This window comes from Nonomuraea rosea, assembly GCF_039539705.1.
GTDB lineage: Bacteria > Actinomycetota > Actinomycetes > Streptosporangiales > Streptosporangiaceae > Nonomuraea > Nonomuraea rosea.
Window position 1 is genome coordinate 41885 of record NZ_BAABDQ010000029.1, and the last position, 16237, is coordinate 58121.

General features: G+C 71.7%; 19 protein-coding genes. 8 read left to right on the forward strand and 11 right to left on the reverse strand.

Features of this window, described 5'->3' with window-relative positions; all coding sequences use genetic code 11:
• Positions 1 to 54: 54 nt before the first annotated feature.
• The 3 genes from ABEA43_RS45395 to ABEA43_RS45405 are packed head-to-tail and all read right to left on the reverse strand — an operon-like array spanning position 55 to position 2460.
• Positions 55 to 1299 carry a hypothetical protein gene (locus ABEA43_RS45395; protein ID WP_345572274.1) on the reverse strand — a complete coding sequence of 415 codons (1245 nt, stop codon included), beginning with the start codon at positions 1297 to 1299 and terminating at the stop codon, positions 55 to 57.
• Positions 1296 to 1961: an ABC transporter ATP-binding protein gene (locus ABEA43_RS45400; protein ID WP_345572275.1), complete on the reverse strand. Its 666-nt coding sequence runs from the start codon at positions 1959 to 1961 to the stop codon at positions 1296 to 1298. Before ABEA43_RS45400 ends, ABEA43_RS45395 begins: the two co-directional genes overlap by 4 nt.
• Positions 1954 to 2460, reverse strand: a complete 507-nt coding sequence (locus tag ABEA43_RS45405; protein ID WP_345572276.1) for a PadR family transcriptional regulator — start codon at positions 2458 to 2460, stop codon at positions 1954 to 1956. The genes ABEA43_RS45400 and ABEA43_RS45405 overlap by 8 nt, the downstream gene beginning before the upstream one ends.
• Before the next feature lie 71 nt (positions 2461 to 2531).
• On the opposite strand from ABEA43_RS45405, the gene ABEA43_RS45410 reads away from it, so the two are divergent.
• Together ABEA43_RS45410 and ABEA43_RS45415 are read left to right on the forward strand one after the other, a co-directional pair.
• On the forward strand, positions 2532 to 3122 hold the full coding sequence (locus ABEA43_RS45410; RefSeq protein WP_345572277.1) for a DinB family protein: 591 nt from the start codon (positions 2532 to 2534) through the stop codon (positions 3120 to 3122).
• A gap of 211 nt (positions 3123 to 3333) precedes the next feature.
• Positions 3334 to 4335 (forward strand): TerC/Alx family metal homeostasis membrane protein, encoded by a 1002-nt coding sequence (locus tag ABEA43_RS45415; RefSeq protein ID WP_345572278.1) that lies wholly within the window; start codon positions 3334 to 3336, stop codon positions 4333 to 4335.
• A gap of 23 nt (positions 4336 to 4358) precedes the next feature.
• On the opposite strand, the gene ABEA43_RS45420 is transcribed toward ABEA43_RS45415, so the two are convergent.
• Positions 4359 to 5267, reverse strand: coding sequence for a LysR family transcriptional regulator (locus ABEA43_RS45420; RefSeq protein WP_345572279.1), 909 nt, complete (start codon positions 5265 to 5267; stop codon positions 4359 to 4361).
• Positions 5268 to 5374: 107 nt separating this feature from the next.
• On the opposite strand from ABEA43_RS45420, the gene ABEA43_RS45425 reads away from it, so the two are divergent.
• Entirely contained in the window at positions 5375 to 5776 is a 402-nt protein-coding gene (locus ABEA43_RS45425) for a carboxymuconolactone decarboxylase family protein (RefSeq protein WP_345572280.1), read from the forward strand.
• Here ABEA43_RS45425 and ABEA43_RS68325 read toward each other — a convergent pair.
• The gene (locus ABEA43_RS68325) at positions 5683 to 6108 is read right to left on the reverse strand and encodes a lactonase family protein (protein WP_425570494.1); all 426 of its coding nucleotides are present in this window, start codon (positions 6106 to 6108) and stop codon (positions 5683 to 5685) included. The two genes, ABEA43_RS45425 and ABEA43_RS68325, sit on opposite strands and share 94 nt — an antisense overlap.
• A gap of 60 nt (positions 6109 to 6168) precedes the next feature.
• Complete coding sequence (locus ABEA43_RS45435) at positions 6169 to 6666, reverse strand: FBP domain-containing protein (RefSeq protein ID WP_345572282.1); 498 nt, start codon at positions 6664 to 6666, stop codon at positions 6169 to 6171.
• A gap of 73 nt (positions 6667 to 6739) precedes the next feature.
• Between ABEA43_RS45435 and ABEA43_RS45440 the strand changes: the two genes are divergently transcribed.
• Positions 6740 to 7309, forward strand: a complete 570-nt coding sequence (locus tag ABEA43_RS45440) for a TetR/AcrR family transcriptional regulator (RefSeq protein WP_345572283.1) — start codon at positions 6740 to 6742, stop codon at positions 7307 to 7309.
• A 108-nt stretch (positions 7310 to 7417) separates the two neighbouring features.
• On the opposite strand, the gene ABEA43_RS45445 is transcribed toward ABEA43_RS45440, so the two are convergent.
• From ABEA43_RS45445 to ABEA43_RS45460, 4 genes are all read right to left on the reverse strand, one after another.
• Entirely contained in the window at positions 7418 to 8632 is a 1215-nt protein-coding gene (locus ABEA43_RS45445; RefSeq protein ID WP_345572284.1) for a cytochrome P450, read from the reverse strand.
• Positions 8633 to 8699: 67 nt separating this feature from the next.
• Positions 8700 to 9026: a hypothetical protein gene (locus tag ABEA43_RS45450; protein ID WP_345572285.1), complete on the reverse strand. Its 327-nt coding sequence runs from the start codon at positions 9024 to 9026 to the stop codon at positions 8700 to 8702.
• Between the two features lie 100 nt (positions 9027 to 9126).
• Complete coding sequence (locus tag ABEA43_RS45455; RefSeq protein WP_345572286.1) at positions 9127 to 9978, reverse strand: oxidoreductase; 852 nt, start codon at positions 9976 to 9978, stop codon at positions 9127 to 9129.
• Between the two features lie 100 nt (positions 9979 to 10078).
• Positions 10079 to 11113: an alpha/beta fold hydrolase gene (locus ABEA43_RS45460; protein ID WP_345572287.1), complete on the reverse strand. Its 1035-nt coding sequence runs from the start codon at positions 11111 to 11113 to the stop codon at positions 10079 to 10081.
• Between the two features lie 259 nt (positions 11114 to 11372).
• Between ABEA43_RS45460 and ABEA43_RS45465 the strand changes: the two genes are divergently transcribed.
• Positions 11373 to 11915 (forward strand): TetR/AcrR family transcriptional regulator, encoded by a 543-nt coding sequence (locus ABEA43_RS45465; RefSeq protein WP_345572288.1) that lies wholly within the window; start codon positions 11373 to 11375, stop codon positions 11913 to 11915.
• A gap of 74 nt (positions 11916 to 11989) precedes the next feature.
• Here the strand turns inward: ABEA43_RS45465 and ABEA43_RS45470 are convergent, their stop codons facing one another.
• Positions 11990 to 12646, reverse strand: coding sequence for a TetR/AcrR family transcriptional regulator (locus tag ABEA43_RS45470; protein ID WP_345572289.1), 657 nt, complete (start codon positions 12644 to 12646; stop codon positions 11990 to 11992).
• 112 nt (positions 12647 to 12758) lie between these two features.
• Here ABEA43_RS45470 and ABEA43_RS45475 point away from each other — a divergent pair, with 112 nt between their 5' ends.
• The 3 genes from ABEA43_RS45475 to ABEA43_RS45485 all read left to right on the forward strand — a co-directional run bounded on the left by ABEA43_RS45475 (position 12759) and on the right by ABEA43_RS45485 (position 16233).
• Complete coding sequence (locus tag ABEA43_RS45475) at positions 12759 to 13964, forward strand: cytochrome P450 (RefSeq protein ID WP_345572290.1); 1206 nt, start codon at positions 12759 to 12761, stop codon at positions 13962 to 13964.
• Positions 13965 to 14109: 145 nt separating this feature from the next.
• Positions 14110 to 15426 (forward strand): MATE family efflux transporter, encoded by a 1317-nt coding sequence (locus tag ABEA43_RS45480; protein ID WP_345572291.1) that lies wholly within the window; start codon positions 14110 to 14112, stop codon positions 15424 to 15426.
• Between the two features lie 111 nt (positions 15427 to 15537).
• Positions 15538 to 16233, forward strand: a complete 696-nt coding sequence (locus ABEA43_RS45485) for a YoaK family protein (protein WP_345572292.1) — start codon at positions 15538 to 15540, stop codon at positions 16231 to 16233.
• Positions 16234 to 16237: the final 4 nt, after the last annotated feature.

The following is a 16237-nucleotide window of genomic DNA, read 5'->3' on the forward strand; positions in this document are numbered from 1 at the left end:
GGCGGCGGGTGCGTGGCCTAGCCGCGCAGCCTTTCCAGGCGGCGGGTGCGTGGCCTAGTCGCGCAGCCTTTCCAGGCGGAGTGCGCCGTGGAGCAACGGGCGGGCCGCCAGGGCCACGAGCACCGCGGCGAGAACCCCGATGCCCGCCATGGCCACGGCCCTGGCGGCCGCCCAGCCCAGCCGCTGGACCTGGTACACGTCCGTCAAGGTGACGATCACCACGGCCGTGCCCAGGACGGCGGCCAGGGCGCAGACCGGCAGGGCGGCGATGACCGCTTGCCGGACGAGCACCCGGCCCAGTGCCCGCTCCGGCACCCCGGTGGCGGCCAGCGCGGCGAACGAGCGCCGATGGTCGATCAGCTCCTCCGCCTGGTGGACCACCAGGGCTACGGCCGAGGTGGCCAGGGCGACCAGGAGCGCGAGATCCACGAGCGCGTGGGCCTGCGAATAGCTCATGCCCGACTGCTGGGCTCCGGCGGCCCCGCCGAAGAACACGGTCAGGCTCACCACGGACAGCGCCCTGGCCCACGCCCTCGGATCCGCCTCGACCAGCCGCGCGGCCAGCAGCGTCTCCGGGGACCTGGCCCGCCGGCCGGCGCGGCGGGCGTACGCCCTGATCAGATACGTCGTGGCCAGGGTCACGCCGAACAGCATGAGCACCAGCCCGGCCGCCACGGCCAGCGCCGACCCGTACTTCCCGCCGATCGGGAACCCGCCCTTCAGCACCAACGCCGACACGTAGAGAGCGGCGCCGGCCACGACGAAGAGCAGGTCCCGCAGCTTCGGCCCCCGCGGACGCGAGCGGCGGGCCACTCCCAGCGGCGAGGAGACGACGTGCCGACCGGCGCGGGCCCCCGACACGACCCCGCCGATCGTCACCGCGGCCACGACCACCGGCACCTGGATCAGCGCTCCCGCGAGATGGGTGAGCACATAGAGGACGGCGCCGCCCAGTGAGCCGGTCAGCGCCAGTCCACCGCCCTCCAGGGCGCCGAGCCGGCGCACCTCCCCCGGCGTGGCCCCCGCCAGCCGCAGGCCCGCGAGCCGCCGCTCCCTGGTCGCCGAGGCCAGCCGGTTGGCCTGGTGAACCAGGCCGGCGACCGGCAGGGCCAGCAGCGCCAGCCCGAGCCCGGTCAGCGAGCCGCCCTCGTCGTCGAGGTCCGCCAGGCTGACCGCCGTGCTGACCAGGAACGCCGCCGCCGCCGCGCCGGCGGCGATCAGCCAGGCGCGCACCCGCTCGGTCCGCGACCGTCCCCTGTTCAGCATCCGCAGGACAGTGATCATCGGCATGGCGGTCATCGGCCGGCCTCCGCCAGGACGGCGCCGTCGCGCAGGGCGATCTCCCGGTCGGCGTAGGCGGCCACCCGGTTGTCGTGGGTGACCAGGACGACGGTCGTACGGCCGGCGCGGGCCGCGCCGATCAGCGCGCTCATCACCTGCTCGCCGCCGAGCGTGTCCAGCGCGCCGGTGGGTTCGTCGGCGAAGACCACACGCGGGCCGGTCACCAGCGCCCGCGCGACGGCCACCCGCTGCGCCTGCCCTCCGGACAGCTCGCCGGGCCGCTGATCGGCGCAGCCGGACACCTCCAGCCTGGCCAGCCAGTCCGCCGCGACGTTCATCGACTCCTGCCGGCCGTGCCGGTTGAACAGCATCGGTAAGGCGACGTTCTCCGCCGCGGTGAGCTCGGGCACCAGCCCGCCGAACTGGAACACCACGCCGAAGCTCGCGCGGCGCAGGCCGGTCAGCTCCGTCTCGGGCAGCGTGTCGATCCGCCTGCCGTCCAGGACGACCTCGCCGGACTCCGGCCGGATGATCCCGGCCAGGCAGTGCAGCAACGTCGACTTGCCCGATCCGCTCGGGCCGGTGATCGCCAGGATCTCTCCCTCCGCGATCTCGAGGGAGACGCCCGTCAGGGCCCTGGTCCTGCCGTACGACTTCACCAGGCCTCTGGCCTCAAGCATTGTCCTCCTCCTTCAGCCGCGAGAGTGCGGTCTCGATCCAGCGCAGGTCGGCGTCCAGATGCTGAAGCGCGTAGTCGGCCGCCAGTGTCCGGGCGGGCGAGCCGGACGCCTTCTCGGCGGTCAGCTCCCGCATGCGGGCCAGATGCGCCTCGCGCTGGCGTACGAGATAGCCGTCGGCCCGTGCCCCCGCGACGGCGACGCGGGCGAACAGCGAGCCGGAGACATAGGGCGCCGGCGGCTCCACGGTGTCCAGCCATCGGGCCAGCTCCGCACGTCCGCCGTCGGTGATCGCGTACATGGTGCGCTCGGGGCCGCCCTCCTGCTGCGTCTCGGCGACCTCCGCGAAGCCGTCGCGTTCCAGGCGCTGGAGCGTGGCATAGACCTGGCCGTACGCCAGCGGTCTGGCGCCGGGCAGGCGTTCATCGTGCTCCTTCTTGAGCTCGTAGCCGTGTTTCGGCCGTTCGGCGAGGAGACCGAGCAGCACATGACTGGTCGACATGATCGAAACTATACATTGAATGAATAGTGGGGCGAAACCGCGAGCCGCGAGCCGGGTGGCACAATGCCCGCATGACCGCATGGGACCCCAAGTCCGATCTTCGTCGTTACCTGCAGATCGCCCGTGATGCCCTGCTGTGGAAGCTCGACGGGCTCTCCGAGTACGACATCCGCCGTCCCCTGACGCCCACCGGAACCAACCTGCTGGGGCTGGTCAAGCACGTGGCCGGCGTGGAGCTGGGGTACTTCGGCGACAGCTTCGGGCGGCCGTTCGCGGAGCCGTTGCCGTGGACGGCGGACGACGCCGAGCTCAACGTGGACATGTGGGCGACCGCCGACGAGACGCGCGAGGAGATCGTGGGGCTGTACCACCGGGCGTGGGCGCACTCGGATGCCACGATCGACGCGCTGGCCCTGGACGCGACCGGCCAGGTGGCGTGGTGGCCCGAAGAGCGGCGGCAGGTGAGGCTGCACCAGATCCTCATCCACGTGATCGCCGAGACCAACCGGCACGCCGGGCACGCCGACATCGTCAGGGAGCTCATCGACGGCACCGTCGGGCTGCGGCAGGACAACGGCAACATGTCGCCGGGCGACCAGGCGTGGTGGGAAGGCTATCGGAGCCGGCTGGAGCAGGTGGCGCGGGAGGCCGGTCAGCGCTGAGCCACAAGGGCATCCGCCCCCGCCTGGACAAAGTCTCTTTGATCAGAGGTTTCGGGAATGTCGTGATCTCGTCTACGCTCAGGCAAGGCGAGGGGAGTACTTCTCAAGCGTCGATCCGGTCAATACGGACGTACCCACGTCCCCGGACGGCCGCCCGCTACCCCCGGGTGAAGGAGACCTCGAACGGTTGAGTCACGTTCGAGGAGGTTCCATGTCACCGGGGATACTTACGGCTGCGTCTGCTCCGAGCAGCGTCGCCAGCGTCACTCTGTGGTCGGTCACCGTCGCAGGCCTGCTCCTGCTGCTGGCGATCGACATCGTGCTGACCAGGCGGCCGCACGAGGTCCACCTGCGCGAGGCCGTCACCTGGTCGGTGTTCTACCTGGTGCTGCCGGTCGCGTTCGGCGCCTATCTGTGGGGCGCCTTCGGGACCACCGTGGCGGTCGAGTTCTACACCGGATACGTGGTGGAGAAGTCGCTGTCGGTGGACAACCTGTTCGTGTTCATGCTGCTCCTGGCGGCCTTCGCGGTGCCGGCCGAGCTGACCCAGCGGGTGCTCCTGTACGGGATCGTCGGGGCCCTGGTGCTGCGGGCGATCTTCATCGCGCTGGGGGCGGCGGCCCTGCAGAGCGGCACCTGGGTGTTCCTGCTGTTCGGGGCGGTCCTGCTCGCGACGGCCGGCAAGGTGCTCAAGGAGGCCAGGCAAGGAGAGGCGCACGCGGTCGACATCGACTCCATGCGGAGCGTCCGGCTGCTGCGCCGCTTCGTCCCGGTCACCGGCGGCTACCGCGGTTTCCGCCTGGTGGTGCGGGAGGGAGGCCGCCTGGCGATCACTCCCCTCGCGCTGGCCACCGTGGCGGTGTTCGCCACCGACATCGTCTTCGCCGTCGACTCGGTGCCCGCGGTGTACGGCGTGACGGAGGACCCTTTCCTCGTCTTCGCCACGAACGCCTTCGCCCTGCTCGGCCTGCGCGCGCTGTACTTCGTCCTGCGGAGCGCGCTGGCCCGGCTGCGGCATCTCAACTACGGCCTGGCGATCATCCTGGCCTTCATCGGCGTCAAGCTGCTCCTGCACTGGGCGCACGGCGTCTGGGCCTGGATGCCGGAGATCCCCACGGCTGCCTCGCTCGGCGTCATCGTCGTCGTCCTGTTCACCGTCACCGTCACGAGCCTGCGGGCCGAGCGCGCGGCGGAGCCTCCGGCCGACGCCTGACGCCTGACGCCGCCGCTCGTGGCTCAGCCGGAGGCTTGCTGAGCGGTGCCCGGCAGGCTGGTGAGCGTCTGGAGGACGCGGTGGAGCAGCGGGCCGGTGTCGCCGGCCCGCCACACCAGGTGCAGGGTGGTCGTGGTGCCGGCCAGCGGGCGCGGGGTCACGCCCACCCGGCGCAGCGCACGGTGCGAGTCGGCCAGGACGGCGGCCCCGAATCCGGCGGCGACCAGGGCCAGCAGGGTCTGGCTGCTACGGCCTTCCGCACCGATGCGCGGCACGACCCCGGCCTGGTGGCACAGCGCGATGATCTCGTCGTAGGAGCGGGGCGAGACGTCGCGCGGCCAGACGACCAGCGGGATCTGGCCGAGTGCGGTCAGCGGGGCGGGCTCGCCGCCGTAGGCGAGCGGGTGCCCTGCGGGCAGGAACAGGGTGAGCGGCTCGTGCCACCACACCTGGGTGGCCAGACGCGGGTCGTGGGCGGGAAGCCGCTGGACGGCCAGGTCGCAGCGGCCGCCCAGGACGGCGTCCGACATCTCGGTGTCGTTGAAGCTCTCCTCCAGGCGCAGGTCCACGCGGGGCAGCTGGCGGCGCAGCCGCCCGAGTGCGGCGCCGAGCGGCCCGTTGATGCCCGAGCCGGCGAAGGTGACGGTGAACCGCCCGGTCAGCCCCTGGCCGGCCAGGCGGGCGTCGTCGATGGCCGCCTGGGTCTCGGCCAGCACGGTGCGCGCCCGGCGCAGGAACGCCTGTCCCGCCGGGGTCGGGCTCAGCCCGCGTCCCGTACGGGCGAAGAGCGGGCTGCCCACCTCCCGCTCCAGGTCGCGGAGCTGGCGGCTGAGGGTCGGCTGGGTCAGGTGCAGCCGGCGGGCGGCGCCGCTCAGGCTGCCCTCCTCTTCGATGGCCACCATGTACGTGAGCAGCCGCAACTCCATGTCCATACCTCCCAGGCATGGCAAGTATAGGAATGTTGCGCACTCAGGCAGAGCCCAGCCCGACCGACGACAGGATGAAGTCATCCAAGCAGCACAACAATAGGAGAAAACGGATGAACCGCCAGGAGCGCTACGAGCACGGCATGAAGGTTCTGGAACAGGTCGACGGCGAGGCCGGGCAGCGCGTGGTGGACTCACTGGCCGACGTCTCCCCCGAGCTGGGTCACCAGGTGGTGGCGTGGGCCTTTGGGGACATGTACGCCCGCCCGGAGCTGCCGCCCCGCGACCGCCAGCTGGTCACTTTGGGCGTGCTGACCGCTCTGGGCGGCTGCGAGATCGAGCTGGAGGTGCACGTCAACGCCGCGCTGAACGTCGGGCTGGCCCCCGCGGAGATCTCCGAGGCCCTGCTGCACTCGGCGGTCTACTGCGGCGTCCCGCGGGCGATCAACGCGACCCTCGTGGCCAAGAAGGTCTTCGCCGAGCGCGGCCTGCTGCCGATCACCAACGCCGGCTGACCTGCCGACTGACCTGCCGACTGACCTGCCGACTGACCTGCCGACTGACCTGCCGACTGACCTGGCGGCGCCGCGGCGGATCGCGGCGCCGGGCCTCCGGCCTGGCCGAACGTGACGCAGTCCGGGTTCGGGATGGGCATGGACGTCCCGGTGTCCGTCAGCCTCCCGGACCGCGGATCGCGGGCGAACAGGCTGACGGTGCTGCTCACCTGGTTCGCCACGAGCAGCCACCGGCCGCCGCGGTGGATCGAGAAGGTCCACGGCGACAGGCCGCCGCAGGGGACGCGCTGGACGAGCGTGAGCCCGCCGGTCCGCCGGTCGGCCGCGAACACGACGATGGTGTTCTCCCCTCGGCGCAGAAATCTCCTTTCTCAGTGACCTGAGACGGCCCGTTATTGGGTGACCTTGTCAAGGAAGGCGCGCAGGGCGGACTGGGTGCGGGCGACCTTCTGCTCCGGCGTGAGGGTCTCCTCGGTGACCCCGCCGCCCGCCGCGTCCTTCTTCCCGCGGGTGTAGAGGGAGCAGGCGAGGTCGGTGCACATGTACTGCCCGACGGAGTTGCCCAGGCGTCCGGCCTCGCCGGTGCGGCGCGCGGTCATCAGCGCCACGCCGCCGCCGGTGTGCGTGGTCAGGCACAGCGAGCACATGCTGCGCGAGGTGAAGACGCGCGACGCCCCCAAGGTCACCCGCAGGGCGATCCCCACGAGGCCGGCGTCGCGTTCGGCGACCAGATAGGCGCGCCCGGGCGCCCCCGGATCTCGCCAGCCGAGGAAGTCGAGCTCCTCCCAGGGCTGGTCCGCGAGGTCTTTGGGCACGCCGAGGCGCTTGGCCTCCCCCTTGGAGCAGTTGACGAAGGACGTGCGGATGTCGCGTTCGGTGACGGATCTCATGAGTGTGGAGGCTAGTCATTCTTAACGGTAGTATGCAAATACTTAAAGGTCGTAAGCAATGAGAGAGTGACCCTTGGCGCGCGCAGGAGTGACCACGGAACGCCTGACCCAGGCGGCGGCGGAGCTGGCCGACGAGATCGGCTTCCAGAACGTGACCGTCTCGGCGCTCGCGCGCCACTTCGGGGTCAAGCCCGCCGCCCTGTACTCCCACGTCAAGGACCTGCGCGACCTGCGGGTCAGGACGGCCGCGCTGGCCCTGACGGAGCTCGCCGACCGGGCCGCCGCCGCCCTCGCGGGCCGCGCGGGCAAGGACGCGCTGGTGGCCTTCGCGAACGTCTACCGCGACTACGCCAAAGAGCATCCCGGCCGGTACGCCGCCACCCAGATCGAGCTCGACCTGGGGACGGCGGCCGGCGACGCCGCGGTCAGGCACTCGCAGATGACGCGGTCGATCCTGCGCGGATACGAGCTGCCCGAGCCCGCCCAGACGGACGCGGTCCGGATGCTCGGCGGGATGTTCCACGGCTATGTGAGCCTGGAGCTGTCCGGCGGGTTCCGCCATCATCCGCGTGACGCGGACGTCTCCTGGGCCAGGACGCTGGACGCCCTCGACGCCGTGCTCAGAAACTGGCCACCGGCCTAGCCGCGAGCCTGGCGGACCGTGCTGACGGCGGGGCCGTGACCCGCCGCACACGTCAGCCCGCCTTGACCCCGCTGTGTGCGTCAGCCCGCCTTGACCCCGCTGTGTGCGTCAGCCGGCCTTGACCAGCAGTTGCACGGGCCGGTAGACGAATCCGCCGTCGCTCCACCGCACGCCGGCCGGTTCCTCCCGCGCCCGCAGGCCGGGCAGGCGCGTCACCAGGGCGCGGAAGGCCTCCTGCAGCTCCATCCTGGCCAGGTTCGCGCCCAGGCAGTAGTGGGGGCCGTGACCGAAGCCCAGGTGCGGGGTGGCGGGAGCACCGGCGAACCGGTGGACGTCGAACCGCAGCGGGTCCTCGAACACCGACGGGTCGTGGTTGGCGGCCGAGAGGTTGGGCAGCACGACGGCGCCGGACGGGATGGTGCCCGCGGACGTTTCGACGTTCTCGGTGACGCGCCGGAGCATGCCGTTGCTGCCGGGCGCCTCGTGGCGCAGGATCTCCTCGACCGCCGGGGCCAGCAGCTCGGGGCGGGCCACGAGCTCGGCGTACTGGCCGGGGTGCAGCAGCAGCCGGAACGTGCCCCGGATGATCATCGAGGCGGTGGTCTCGTGCCCGGCCAGGATCAGCGTGAACACCATGTTGACGAGCTCGTCCTCGGTGAGCCCGTCCTCGTCGTCACGCGCCGCGATGAGGAGGTCGATCAGGTCGTCGCCCGGCTCGGCCCGGTGCCGCTCGATCAGCTCCCCGGCGTAGGCGGCGAACGCGGTCATGCTCTCGGTGCGGGCCTCGGCGGTCGCGTCCGACGTGGACAGGAACATCTCCGTCCAGCCGCGGAACTGCTCGAAGCGGTCCATCGGCACGCCGAGCATCTCGCAGATCACCCGCGCGGGCAGCGGCAGCGCGTAGTCCGTGACCAGGTCGAACTCCTCGCCGGCCGCGTCGATCAGCTCGACGGCGATGGCCGCGGCGCGGGGCCGCCAGCGTTCGATGTGCTTGGGCGTGAACGTGCCGTGCAGGATGCGGCGGTAGCGGGTGTGCTCGGGCGGGTCCTGGTTCATCAGCGCCGCGGGGTCGTCGTCCAGGAACGGGCCGTTGACCATCCTGGGCAGCCCGGGTTCGCGCAGGTTGCGGCTGCAGGCCGGTGAGGTGAGCAGGCCGCGGACGTCCGCGTACCGGACGATCATGGGAACCCGGTCGCCGCTGGGCAGCGTCGCCGCCTCCATCGGGGCTTCGGCGTGCCGCCGGGTCAGGTCGGGTGAGAGCGTTCCGTACGGCCCTGGGGGAAGGTCGGGCCAGGTCGATGTGGTGCTGGACTGCTCTGTCATGGCCGCCTCCGGGCGTTGCCGTCGTCCAACAAGCTCGCTGGCAACGTACGAAACGGCTCGGCGCCGGTCAAGGCGGCGTACGGCCGGCCGCGCGGAGTGCGGACCTGGCCCGTGCCGCCATGGCCCCTTCAAAGGTGATCGCCCCCTCGCCGCGAGCCTGCGCCGCCTCCATGGCGGCGACCATCCGGGCGTAGCGGCCGAGCTCCTCCGGCGACGGCGAGAAGACCTCGTTGATCACGGGGATGTGCGAGGGGTGGATGGCGATCATGCCTTCGTAACCGAGCGCGCGGTTCTGCTCGGCGAAGGCGCGCAGCCCGTCGAGGTCGGCGGCGCTCTCCAGCAGCGGCACCAGCTCCGGCGACGCCCCCGCGTGCCTGACCCGCGGCCAGGTCAAGGCCGTGCGGGAGATGTACGCCCGCGACCCGCGTACCGGGAAGCAGGTCTACCCCGGCGGGCGGCGTCGAGACCACCCACGTGCTGAAGCCCTTCACGTGTTAGCGGGCCCGTCGCTCGTCCGCGGGGAAGTCGGCCGAGCGGCTCACGCCGGCCCACTTCTCGGTCTCGGCGGCGCGGACGCCGGCCGCCCTCTCGGCGGAGGCGACGGCGTCGCTGCCGAGGAGGAGCCGCCGGGGCGGGTCGCCGCCGGCCACGACGTCGATGATGATCCTGGCGGCGCGGGCCGGGTCGCCGGGCTGGGTGCCGTCGTTCTCGCGCCGGTAGCGGTTGATGACGCCCACCGTCTCCTCGTAGCCGGGGCCGACGGGGTGGATCTCCATCGAGGAGCCCTGCCAGTCGGTACGGAACGCGCCCGGCTCGACGATGACCACCTGCACGCCGAACGGCGCGACCTCGCTCGCGAGCACCTCGGAGAAGCCCTCGACCCCGAACTTCGCCGCCTGGTACGCGCCCATCCCCGGTGTGCCGCCCACGCGTCCGCCGATGGAGGAGAACTGCACGAACATCCCCGAACGCTGCGCGCGCAGGACGGGCAGCGCGGCCCGGGTCACGTTCACGACGCCGAACAGGTTGGTCTCGATCTGGGCGCGGAAGTCGTCTTCGGCCATCTCCTCGATCGGCGCGCTGTTGGCGTAGCCGGCGTTGTTGACGACCACGTCGAGGCGGCCGAAGGCGTCGGTGGCCTCCTTCACCGCCTGGACGGCCGCGGCGGCATCGGTGACGTCCAGCGCGACCGCCCGGATCCGCTCGCCGTGGCGGGCGACCAGGTCGTCCAGCTGCTCGGGGCGGCGTGCGGTGGCGACGACCTGGTCACCCGTCTCCAGGACGGCTTCGGCGAGCCGGCGTCCGAAGCCGCGCGACGCCCCGGTGATCAACCATGTCCTGGCCATGAGCTCTTTCCTCTCGTTCATTAACTGTCCCATCAATGTAGCACTTAACTTGCCAGCCTTCGCATTGATGTGACCATAGTCTCCTGATCTGCCGCGCCGGTCAGAAGTGGGCGACGTCGGCGACGGCCTGGGCGAAGGCCGCGGGCGCTTCCTGCGGCACGTTGTGGCCGATGCCCTTCAGCGTGCGGTGTTCGTAGGCGCCGGCGAACATCTCCCGGTAGGACGAGCCGTCGCCCGGCGCCGTGAAGGGGTCGCGCTCTGCGTCGAGGGCGATGGCCGGCACGTTGACGCGCGGCCGGGCGGCGAGCCGCCGCTCGTACCCGTCGTAGCGGCGCTCGCCACCGGCCAGGCTGAGCCGCCAGCGGTAGTTGTGAATGACGATGGCGGCGTAGTCGGGGTTCTCGAAGGCCGCCGCGGTGCGCTCGAAGGTGGCGTCGTCGAAGTCCCACGTCGGGGAGACGGTGTCCCAGACGAGCCTGGTCAGGTCGTGCCGCTTGGTCTTGTCCTCCATGGCCAGCCGGCCGCGCTCCGTGGCGAAGTAGTACTGGTACCACCACGCGTGTTCGGCCTTCGGCGGCAGCGGCTGGAGATTGGCTTCGAGGCTCGTGATGAGATAGCCGCTCACCGACACCAGGGCCGTGCACCGCTCCGGCCAGAGCGCCGCGATGATGTCGGCGGTCCGCGACCCCCAGTCGAAGCCGGCGAGCACGGCTTTGCCGATCTTGAGGGCGTCCATCAGGGCGATGATGTCGAGGGCGATCACTGACTGCTGGGCGTTGCGGACCGTACGGGCGGACAGGAAGCGCGTCGTGCCGTGCCCGCGCAGGTAGGGGACGATCACGCGGTGGCCCTTGGCCGCCAGCAGCGGCGCGACGTCGACGAAGCTGTGGATGTCGTACGGCCAGCCGTGCAGGCAGATGACCACGGGCCCGCCGTCCGGGCCCGCCTCGGCGTAGCCGACGTTCAGCAGGCCGGCCCTGATCTGCTTGAGCGCGGCGAAGGACGTGTGCGCGCCTGGTCCGGTCGCGGTGGCGGGCCGGGTCGCGGCCTGGGATCCCGGCAGGCCCGCCAGCGAGGCCGCCGCCGCGCCGGCGGCCAGGCCCAGGGTCTTTCCGAAGGTACGCCTGTTCATCATGTGGAGCACTCCGTTCGTTCTTCGACGCGGGGCGGTCTGGGGCATCGAGTCGCCCGGCTGGTCCTGCCGGGAGCGCGCCCGGCCGATCGGGCTTGCCATCGGACTGCCACCGGGCTGCCATCGTCTCCGCACCCCCTTCCCCCACGCCGGCTCAGCACTGAGCTTAACTGCGCCAAAAATGTGACACTTAGTTAATTTAGCGCCACATCGAGGTGCTGTTAGTTTCTCTTTCTGCTACATGTGCCGGTATCTTTGACCGGTGAGAGCCGACGCGACACGCAATCTGGAGCTGGTGCTGAGCGCAGGCGCCCGCATGCTCGCCGACGACCCCTCGGCGAGCATCGCCGCCATCGCCGCCGCGGCCGGGGTGGACCGCCGCACGGTCTACCGGCGCTTCGCCAATCGCGAGGAGCTCCTGGCGGCCGTCTACCGGGCCCGGTACGACGCGGTCGAGCAGGCCATCGAGGCCGCCAGGCTGCGCGCGGCCCCGGTGGCGGTCGCGCTGCACCGTTATGTCGAGGGGATCATCGCGGTCAACCGCACATGGCCGGTGGAGACCAGCCGCATGCTCGCCGAGAAGTCGATCAGCGAGCGCCGCCGGCGCCTGATCGACGAGGTGGACGTCTTCCTGCGGCGCGCCACCGACGAGGGCCTGCTGCGCTCCGACCTGCCGCCGGGCTGGGTGGGCACGCTGCTGCCGCCGCTGCTGCTGCACGCCGCGGAGGAGCTGTCCGAGCTGAGCGCCGCGCAGGCCGCCGACGTGGTGGTCGACACGCTGCTGCGCGGCGTCGGCACCCCATAGACGTCCGGCTTCGCGCCGCTCCGTGGACGTCCGGCTTTCCGCCACTCCCGTGGACGTCCGGCTTTCCGCCGTTCTCAGGCGGGGTCGTCGCCGCGGTAGAGGGCGAGTAGCAGCGGCCTGGTCAGGGCGGCCATCTCGGCGGGCGTGCGCGGGCATCCGTGCAGCAGCCAGTCGGTGGCCACGCCGATGAGCGCGCCGGCGGTGAACGCGGCGGGCACGTCGTGCGGGACATGCCCCATGTCGTCGATGAGCGACGGGACGGTGCCCGTCGCGGTGCCCGTGCCCGTACTCGTAGCGGTGCCCGTAACGCTGCCCGTAACGCTGCCCGTGGCGTGCCTTTTGGCGATGCCGCGGGCGCCGGCGTAGCCGGCGGCGGTGGCGCGGCGGCGTACGTGGTCGATGACGCGGGCGCTGCCCTGGGGCCCGAGCACGCTGCGGTAGAGCCCGGCGTGCTCGGCGAGGTGGGCGAAGAAGGTCAGCAGGGTGTCGGCGGTCGTGTCGCCCGTGCCCGGCTCGGGGATGGCCTCGACCAGGTCGTCGATCATCGTCGTGCAGGCGGCTTCGGCCAGCTCGTGCACGTCGCGGTAGTGGTCGTAGAACGTGGAACGGCTCACCCCGGCCCGCTCCGCGACGTCGGCGACGCTGATCCTGGGCAGGTCGTGGTCCTGAACGAGGTCGATCAGCGTGCGTTGCAGGGCCGCCTGCGTGCGGCGCACCCGTGGGTCGAGCAAGGCGCTGTCTCCGTCTCTGGCGAGGGCCACGCCTCAGTGTACCGACCCCTACATCTGTAGGTTAGTTTACAAGTGTAGGGATGTTGGGATGGCAAGCCGAATGGGGACGACCATGACCACTGCTGACTCCACTGAGACGCTGCAGATTGCCCGCACCTGCCCGTACGCTCCGCCTGAGCAGCACCTTCGGCTCCTGCGCGAGCAGCCCGTCGCCGAGGTCACCTTGCCCGGCGGGTCGAACGCCTGGGTGGCCACCCGCTATCAGGACATCCGCAAGGTCCTGAGCGACCCGCGGTTCAGCGCCGACCGCCGCAACCCCAACGCCCCGAAGCTGAACGGCGAGATGGGTGCGGGCGAGTCGCCGTTGCCCAAGATGATGCTGGAGATGGACCCGCCCGAGCACGGCCACGCGCGTCGCGCCGTGATCGGGGAGTTCACCGTACGGCGCATGGCTGCGCTCAAGCCCCGTATCCAGCAGATCGTGGACGAGCACCTCGACGCCATGCTGGCCGGCCCGAACCCGGTGGACCTGGTGCAGGCGCTGGCCCTGCCGGTGCCCTCGCTGGTCATCTGCGAGCTGCTGGGCGTGCCGTACGAGGAGCATGACTTCTTCCAGACGCACTCCGCGCAGTTGCTGAACCACACCATCACGGCAGAGGAGCGGCAGCACTCCGCCCTCGAACTGGTCATCTACCTGGACAAGCTGATCAAGGCGAAGGAGGAGAACCCGACCGACGACCTGCTCGGCCGCCAGGTGCGCAAGCAGCGCGAGAACGGCGAGGTGGACCACGGAGGACTGCTCAGCCTGGCGTTCCTGCTGCTGATCGCCGGGCACGAGACCACGGCGAACATGATCTCGCTGGGCACGTACATGCTGCTGCAGCACCCCGAGTCGCTCGAAGCCCTGCGCGCGGACCCGGACAAGACGGCGGGCGCGGTCGAGGAGCTCCTGCGGCACTTCACCATCGCCGAGTTCGCCATCATGCGCGTGGCCCTTGAGGACGTGGAGTTCGGCGACACGGTCATCCCCGCGGGGTCAGGCGTGCTCACGCTGGCCAACGCCGGCAACCGGGATCCGGAGGCGTTCGAGGACCCGGAGGCGTTCGACATCGAGCGCGACGCCCGCAGCCACCTGGCCTTCGGCTTCGGCCCCCACCAGTGCCTCGGCCAGAGCCTGGCCCGCGTGGAGCTGGAGATCGTCTTCAGCACCCTGTTCCGGCGCATCCCCAGCCTGCGGCTGGCCGTTCCCGCCGAGGAGCTCGCGTTCAAGGACGAGGCCTCTGTCTACGGCATGCACGAGCTGCCCGTCACCTGGTGACATAGCCGCTTCGTGAACCCCGGGTCCGATGACCCGGGGTTCTTGCTTTCTCCGGCAGTAATAGGCGTTGCCCGGAAGAGATCCTTACCCTTAGGCTTCAGTCCGTAAGGATCGCGAGCGGCTTGAGAGCATTACCGGAGGGCGCATGGCCGAGCAGGACGAGCGGGCCGGGTCCACGTTGCGCCAGCTGCTCACGCTCGCCGTGCCCGCGCTCGGCGTGCTGGCCGCTGAGCCGCTCTACCTGCTCGTCGACACGGCCGTGGTCGGCCATCTGGGCGCGGTGCCGCTGGCGGCGCTCTCGGTCGGCGCGATCGTGCTGGCCCAGATCGCCACCCAGATGACGTTCCTGTCCTTCGGCACGACGGCGCGCGCGGCCCGGCTGCACGGCGCGGGCCGCCGGGCCGATGCCGTCGCCGAGGGCGTCCAGGCGACCTGGCTCGGCGCGATCGCCGGGCTGGTGCTGCTGGTGGCCGGGCAGTTGCTGGCCGCGCCGGTGGCGGGCCTGCTCACCGGTGACGACCAGGTCGCCGCGGCGGCGGAGGGCTGGCTGCGGATCGCCCTGCTCGGCGCTCCGATGATCCTGATCACCATGGCGGGCAACGGGTGGCTGCGCGGGGTGCAGGACCTGCGGCGTCCGCTGCGCTACGTGCTCGCGGGCAACGGGATCTCGGCGGCGCTGTGCCCGGTGCTGGTGCACGGGTTCGGCTGGGGGCTCAACGGCTCGGCGATCGCCAACGTGGTCGCGCAGGTCATCTCCGCCGCTCTGTTCGTGCGGGCGCTGGTGGCCGAGGGCGTGCCGCTCGCGCCGGTTCCGGCCGCGATGCGGGCCCAGCTCGGACTCGCGCGTGACCTGGTGCTGCTCGGGCTGGCGTTCCAGACGTGCTGGGTGTCCGCGACCGCGGTGGCCGCGCACACCTCCACCGTGGCGGTCGGCGCGCACCAGGTGGTGTTCCAGCTCTGGATGTTCCTGGCGTTCGTGCTCGACGCGCTGGCCGTCGCCGCCCAGGCCCTGGTGGGCGCAGCGCTCGGGGCGCGCGACGGGGCGCGGGCACGCCGGCTGGCCTGGCACGTGGCGGGCGGCGGGCTGATCTTCGGAACGCTGCTCGGCGCGCTGTTCGCGGCGCTGGCCGGGGTCCTGCCGCGGGCGTTCACCCGCGACGCGGCGGTGCTGGGTGAGATGTCGCACGTGTGGTGGTTCTTCGTCGCGCTGCAGCCGGTCGGCGGTGTCGTGTTCGCCTTGGACGGGGTGCTGCTCGGCGCCGGGGACGCGGCCTACCTGCGCACGGCGACGATGGGCGCGGCGGCGCTGGGGTTCCTGCCGGTGGCGTGGGCGTCGCTGAGCTTCGGCTGGGGGCTGACGGGGATCTGGTCGGGACTGTCGGTGTTCCTGCTGGCCCGGCTGGTCACGTTGCTGGCCAGGCTCCGGTCGGGCCGCTGGGTCGTACTCGGCGCGGTGCGCTGATCGGGCCGCCGATCCGTACGCCGGGTGCGACGTGATCACGAGGGGCTAGCACGGGCCGTCGCGGGGAAAGACCCAGGTGAAGCCGGGTTATGTGAGCGTGGCGGAGGGCCGGTGAGGGGCGGGTTGCGGTGGGTCGCCGACGGGCTGTTCCCCCGTGGCGCGAACCCGCACGGCGTCCTGCCCGCGCTGCTGATCCTGCTGGCCCTCGTGACCGGCCTCGTGGACGCCGTCAGCTACCTCGGCCTGAACCGCGTCTTCGTCGCCAACATGACCGGCAACATCGTCTTCCTCGGCTTCGCCCTGGCCGGGGATGCCGATCTGTCGAAATGGGCGCCGCCGCTGGCCCTGGCGGTCTTCGCGGCCGGCGCGTGGAGCGCGGGACGGGTGGCCGGGCGGACGGGGGACGCGCGGCGGGCGTTCGCCGCCGTCACCGCCGTGCACGCGCTGCTCGTCGCGGCCGCCCTCGTCGTGGCGCGGGTGGCGGGGCACCACGAGGCCGGGGCGCAGGTGGCGCTCATCGGGCTGCTCGGCTTCGGGATGGGCCTGCAGAACGCTTCGGTACGCGCGCTCGGGGTGCCCGACCTGACCACCAACGTCCTCACCACCACCCTCACCGGCCTGGCCGCCGACAGTCCTGGACGTGCGGCGTTGCGCCGGTTCGTCTCCATCGGGGCGATGTTCGCCGGTGCGCTGGGCGGTGCCGCCCTGTATCTGACGGCCGGCCCCGTACCGGCGGTTGCGGCGGCCCTGGCACTGCTCACCGTCGTCGCCCTCGCCGCCCGCCACCACAGCCGGTCGGCGAACTGAGCCC

Coding starts and splice junctions, on each gene's coding strand:
- ABEA43_RS45395 (WP_345572274.1), bottom strand. CDS start 1,299: ATGACCGCCATGCCGATGATCACTGTCCTGCGGATGCTGAACAGGGGA.
- ABEA43_RS45400 (WP_345572275.1), bottom strand. CDS start 1,961: ATGCTTGAGGCCAGAGGCCTGGTGAAGTCGTACGGCAGGACCAGGGCC.
- ABEA43_RS45405 (WP_345572276.1), bottom strand. CDS start 2,460: ATGTCGACCAGTCATGTGCTGCTCGGTCTCCTCGCCGAACGGCCGAAA.
- ABEA43_RS45410 (WP_345572277.1), top strand. CDS start 2,532: ATGACCGCATGGGACCCCAAGTCCGATCTTCGTCGTTACCTGCAGATC.
- ABEA43_RS45415 (WP_345572278.1), top strand. CDS start 3,334: ATGTCACCGGGGATACTTACGGCTGCGTCTGCTCCGAGCAGCGTCGCC.
- ABEA43_RS45420 (WP_345572279.1), bottom strand. CDS start 5,267: ATGGACATGGAGTTGCGGCTGCTCACGTACATGGTGGCCATCGAAGAG.
- ABEA43_RS45425 (WP_345572280.1), top strand. CDS start 5,375: ATGAACCGCCAGGAGCGCTACGAGCACGGCATGAAGGTTCTGGAACAG.
- ABEA43_RS45435 (WP_345572282.1), bottom strand. CDS start 6,666: ATGAGATCCGTCACCGAACGCGACATCCGCACGTCCTTCGTCAACTGC.
- ABEA43_RS45445 (WP_345572284.1), bottom strand. CDS start 8,632: ATGACAGAGCAGTCCAGCACCACATCGACCTGGCCCGACCTTCCCCCA.
- ABEA43_RS45455 (WP_345572286.1), bottom strand. CDS start 9,978: ATGGCCAGGACATGGTTGATCACCGGGGCGTCGCGCGGCTTCGGACGC.
- ABEA43_RS45460 (WP_345572287.1), bottom strand. CDS start 11,113: ATGATGAACAGGCGTACCTTCGGAAAGACCCTGGGCCTGGCCGCCGGC.
- ABEA43_RS45475 (WP_345572290.1), top strand. CDS start 12,759: ATGACCACTGCTGACTCCACTGAGACGCTGCAGATTGCCCGCACCTGC.
- ABEA43_RS45480 (WP_345572291.1), top strand. CDS start 14,110: ATGGCCGAGCAGGACGAGCGGGCCGGGTCCACGTTGCGCCAGCTGCTC.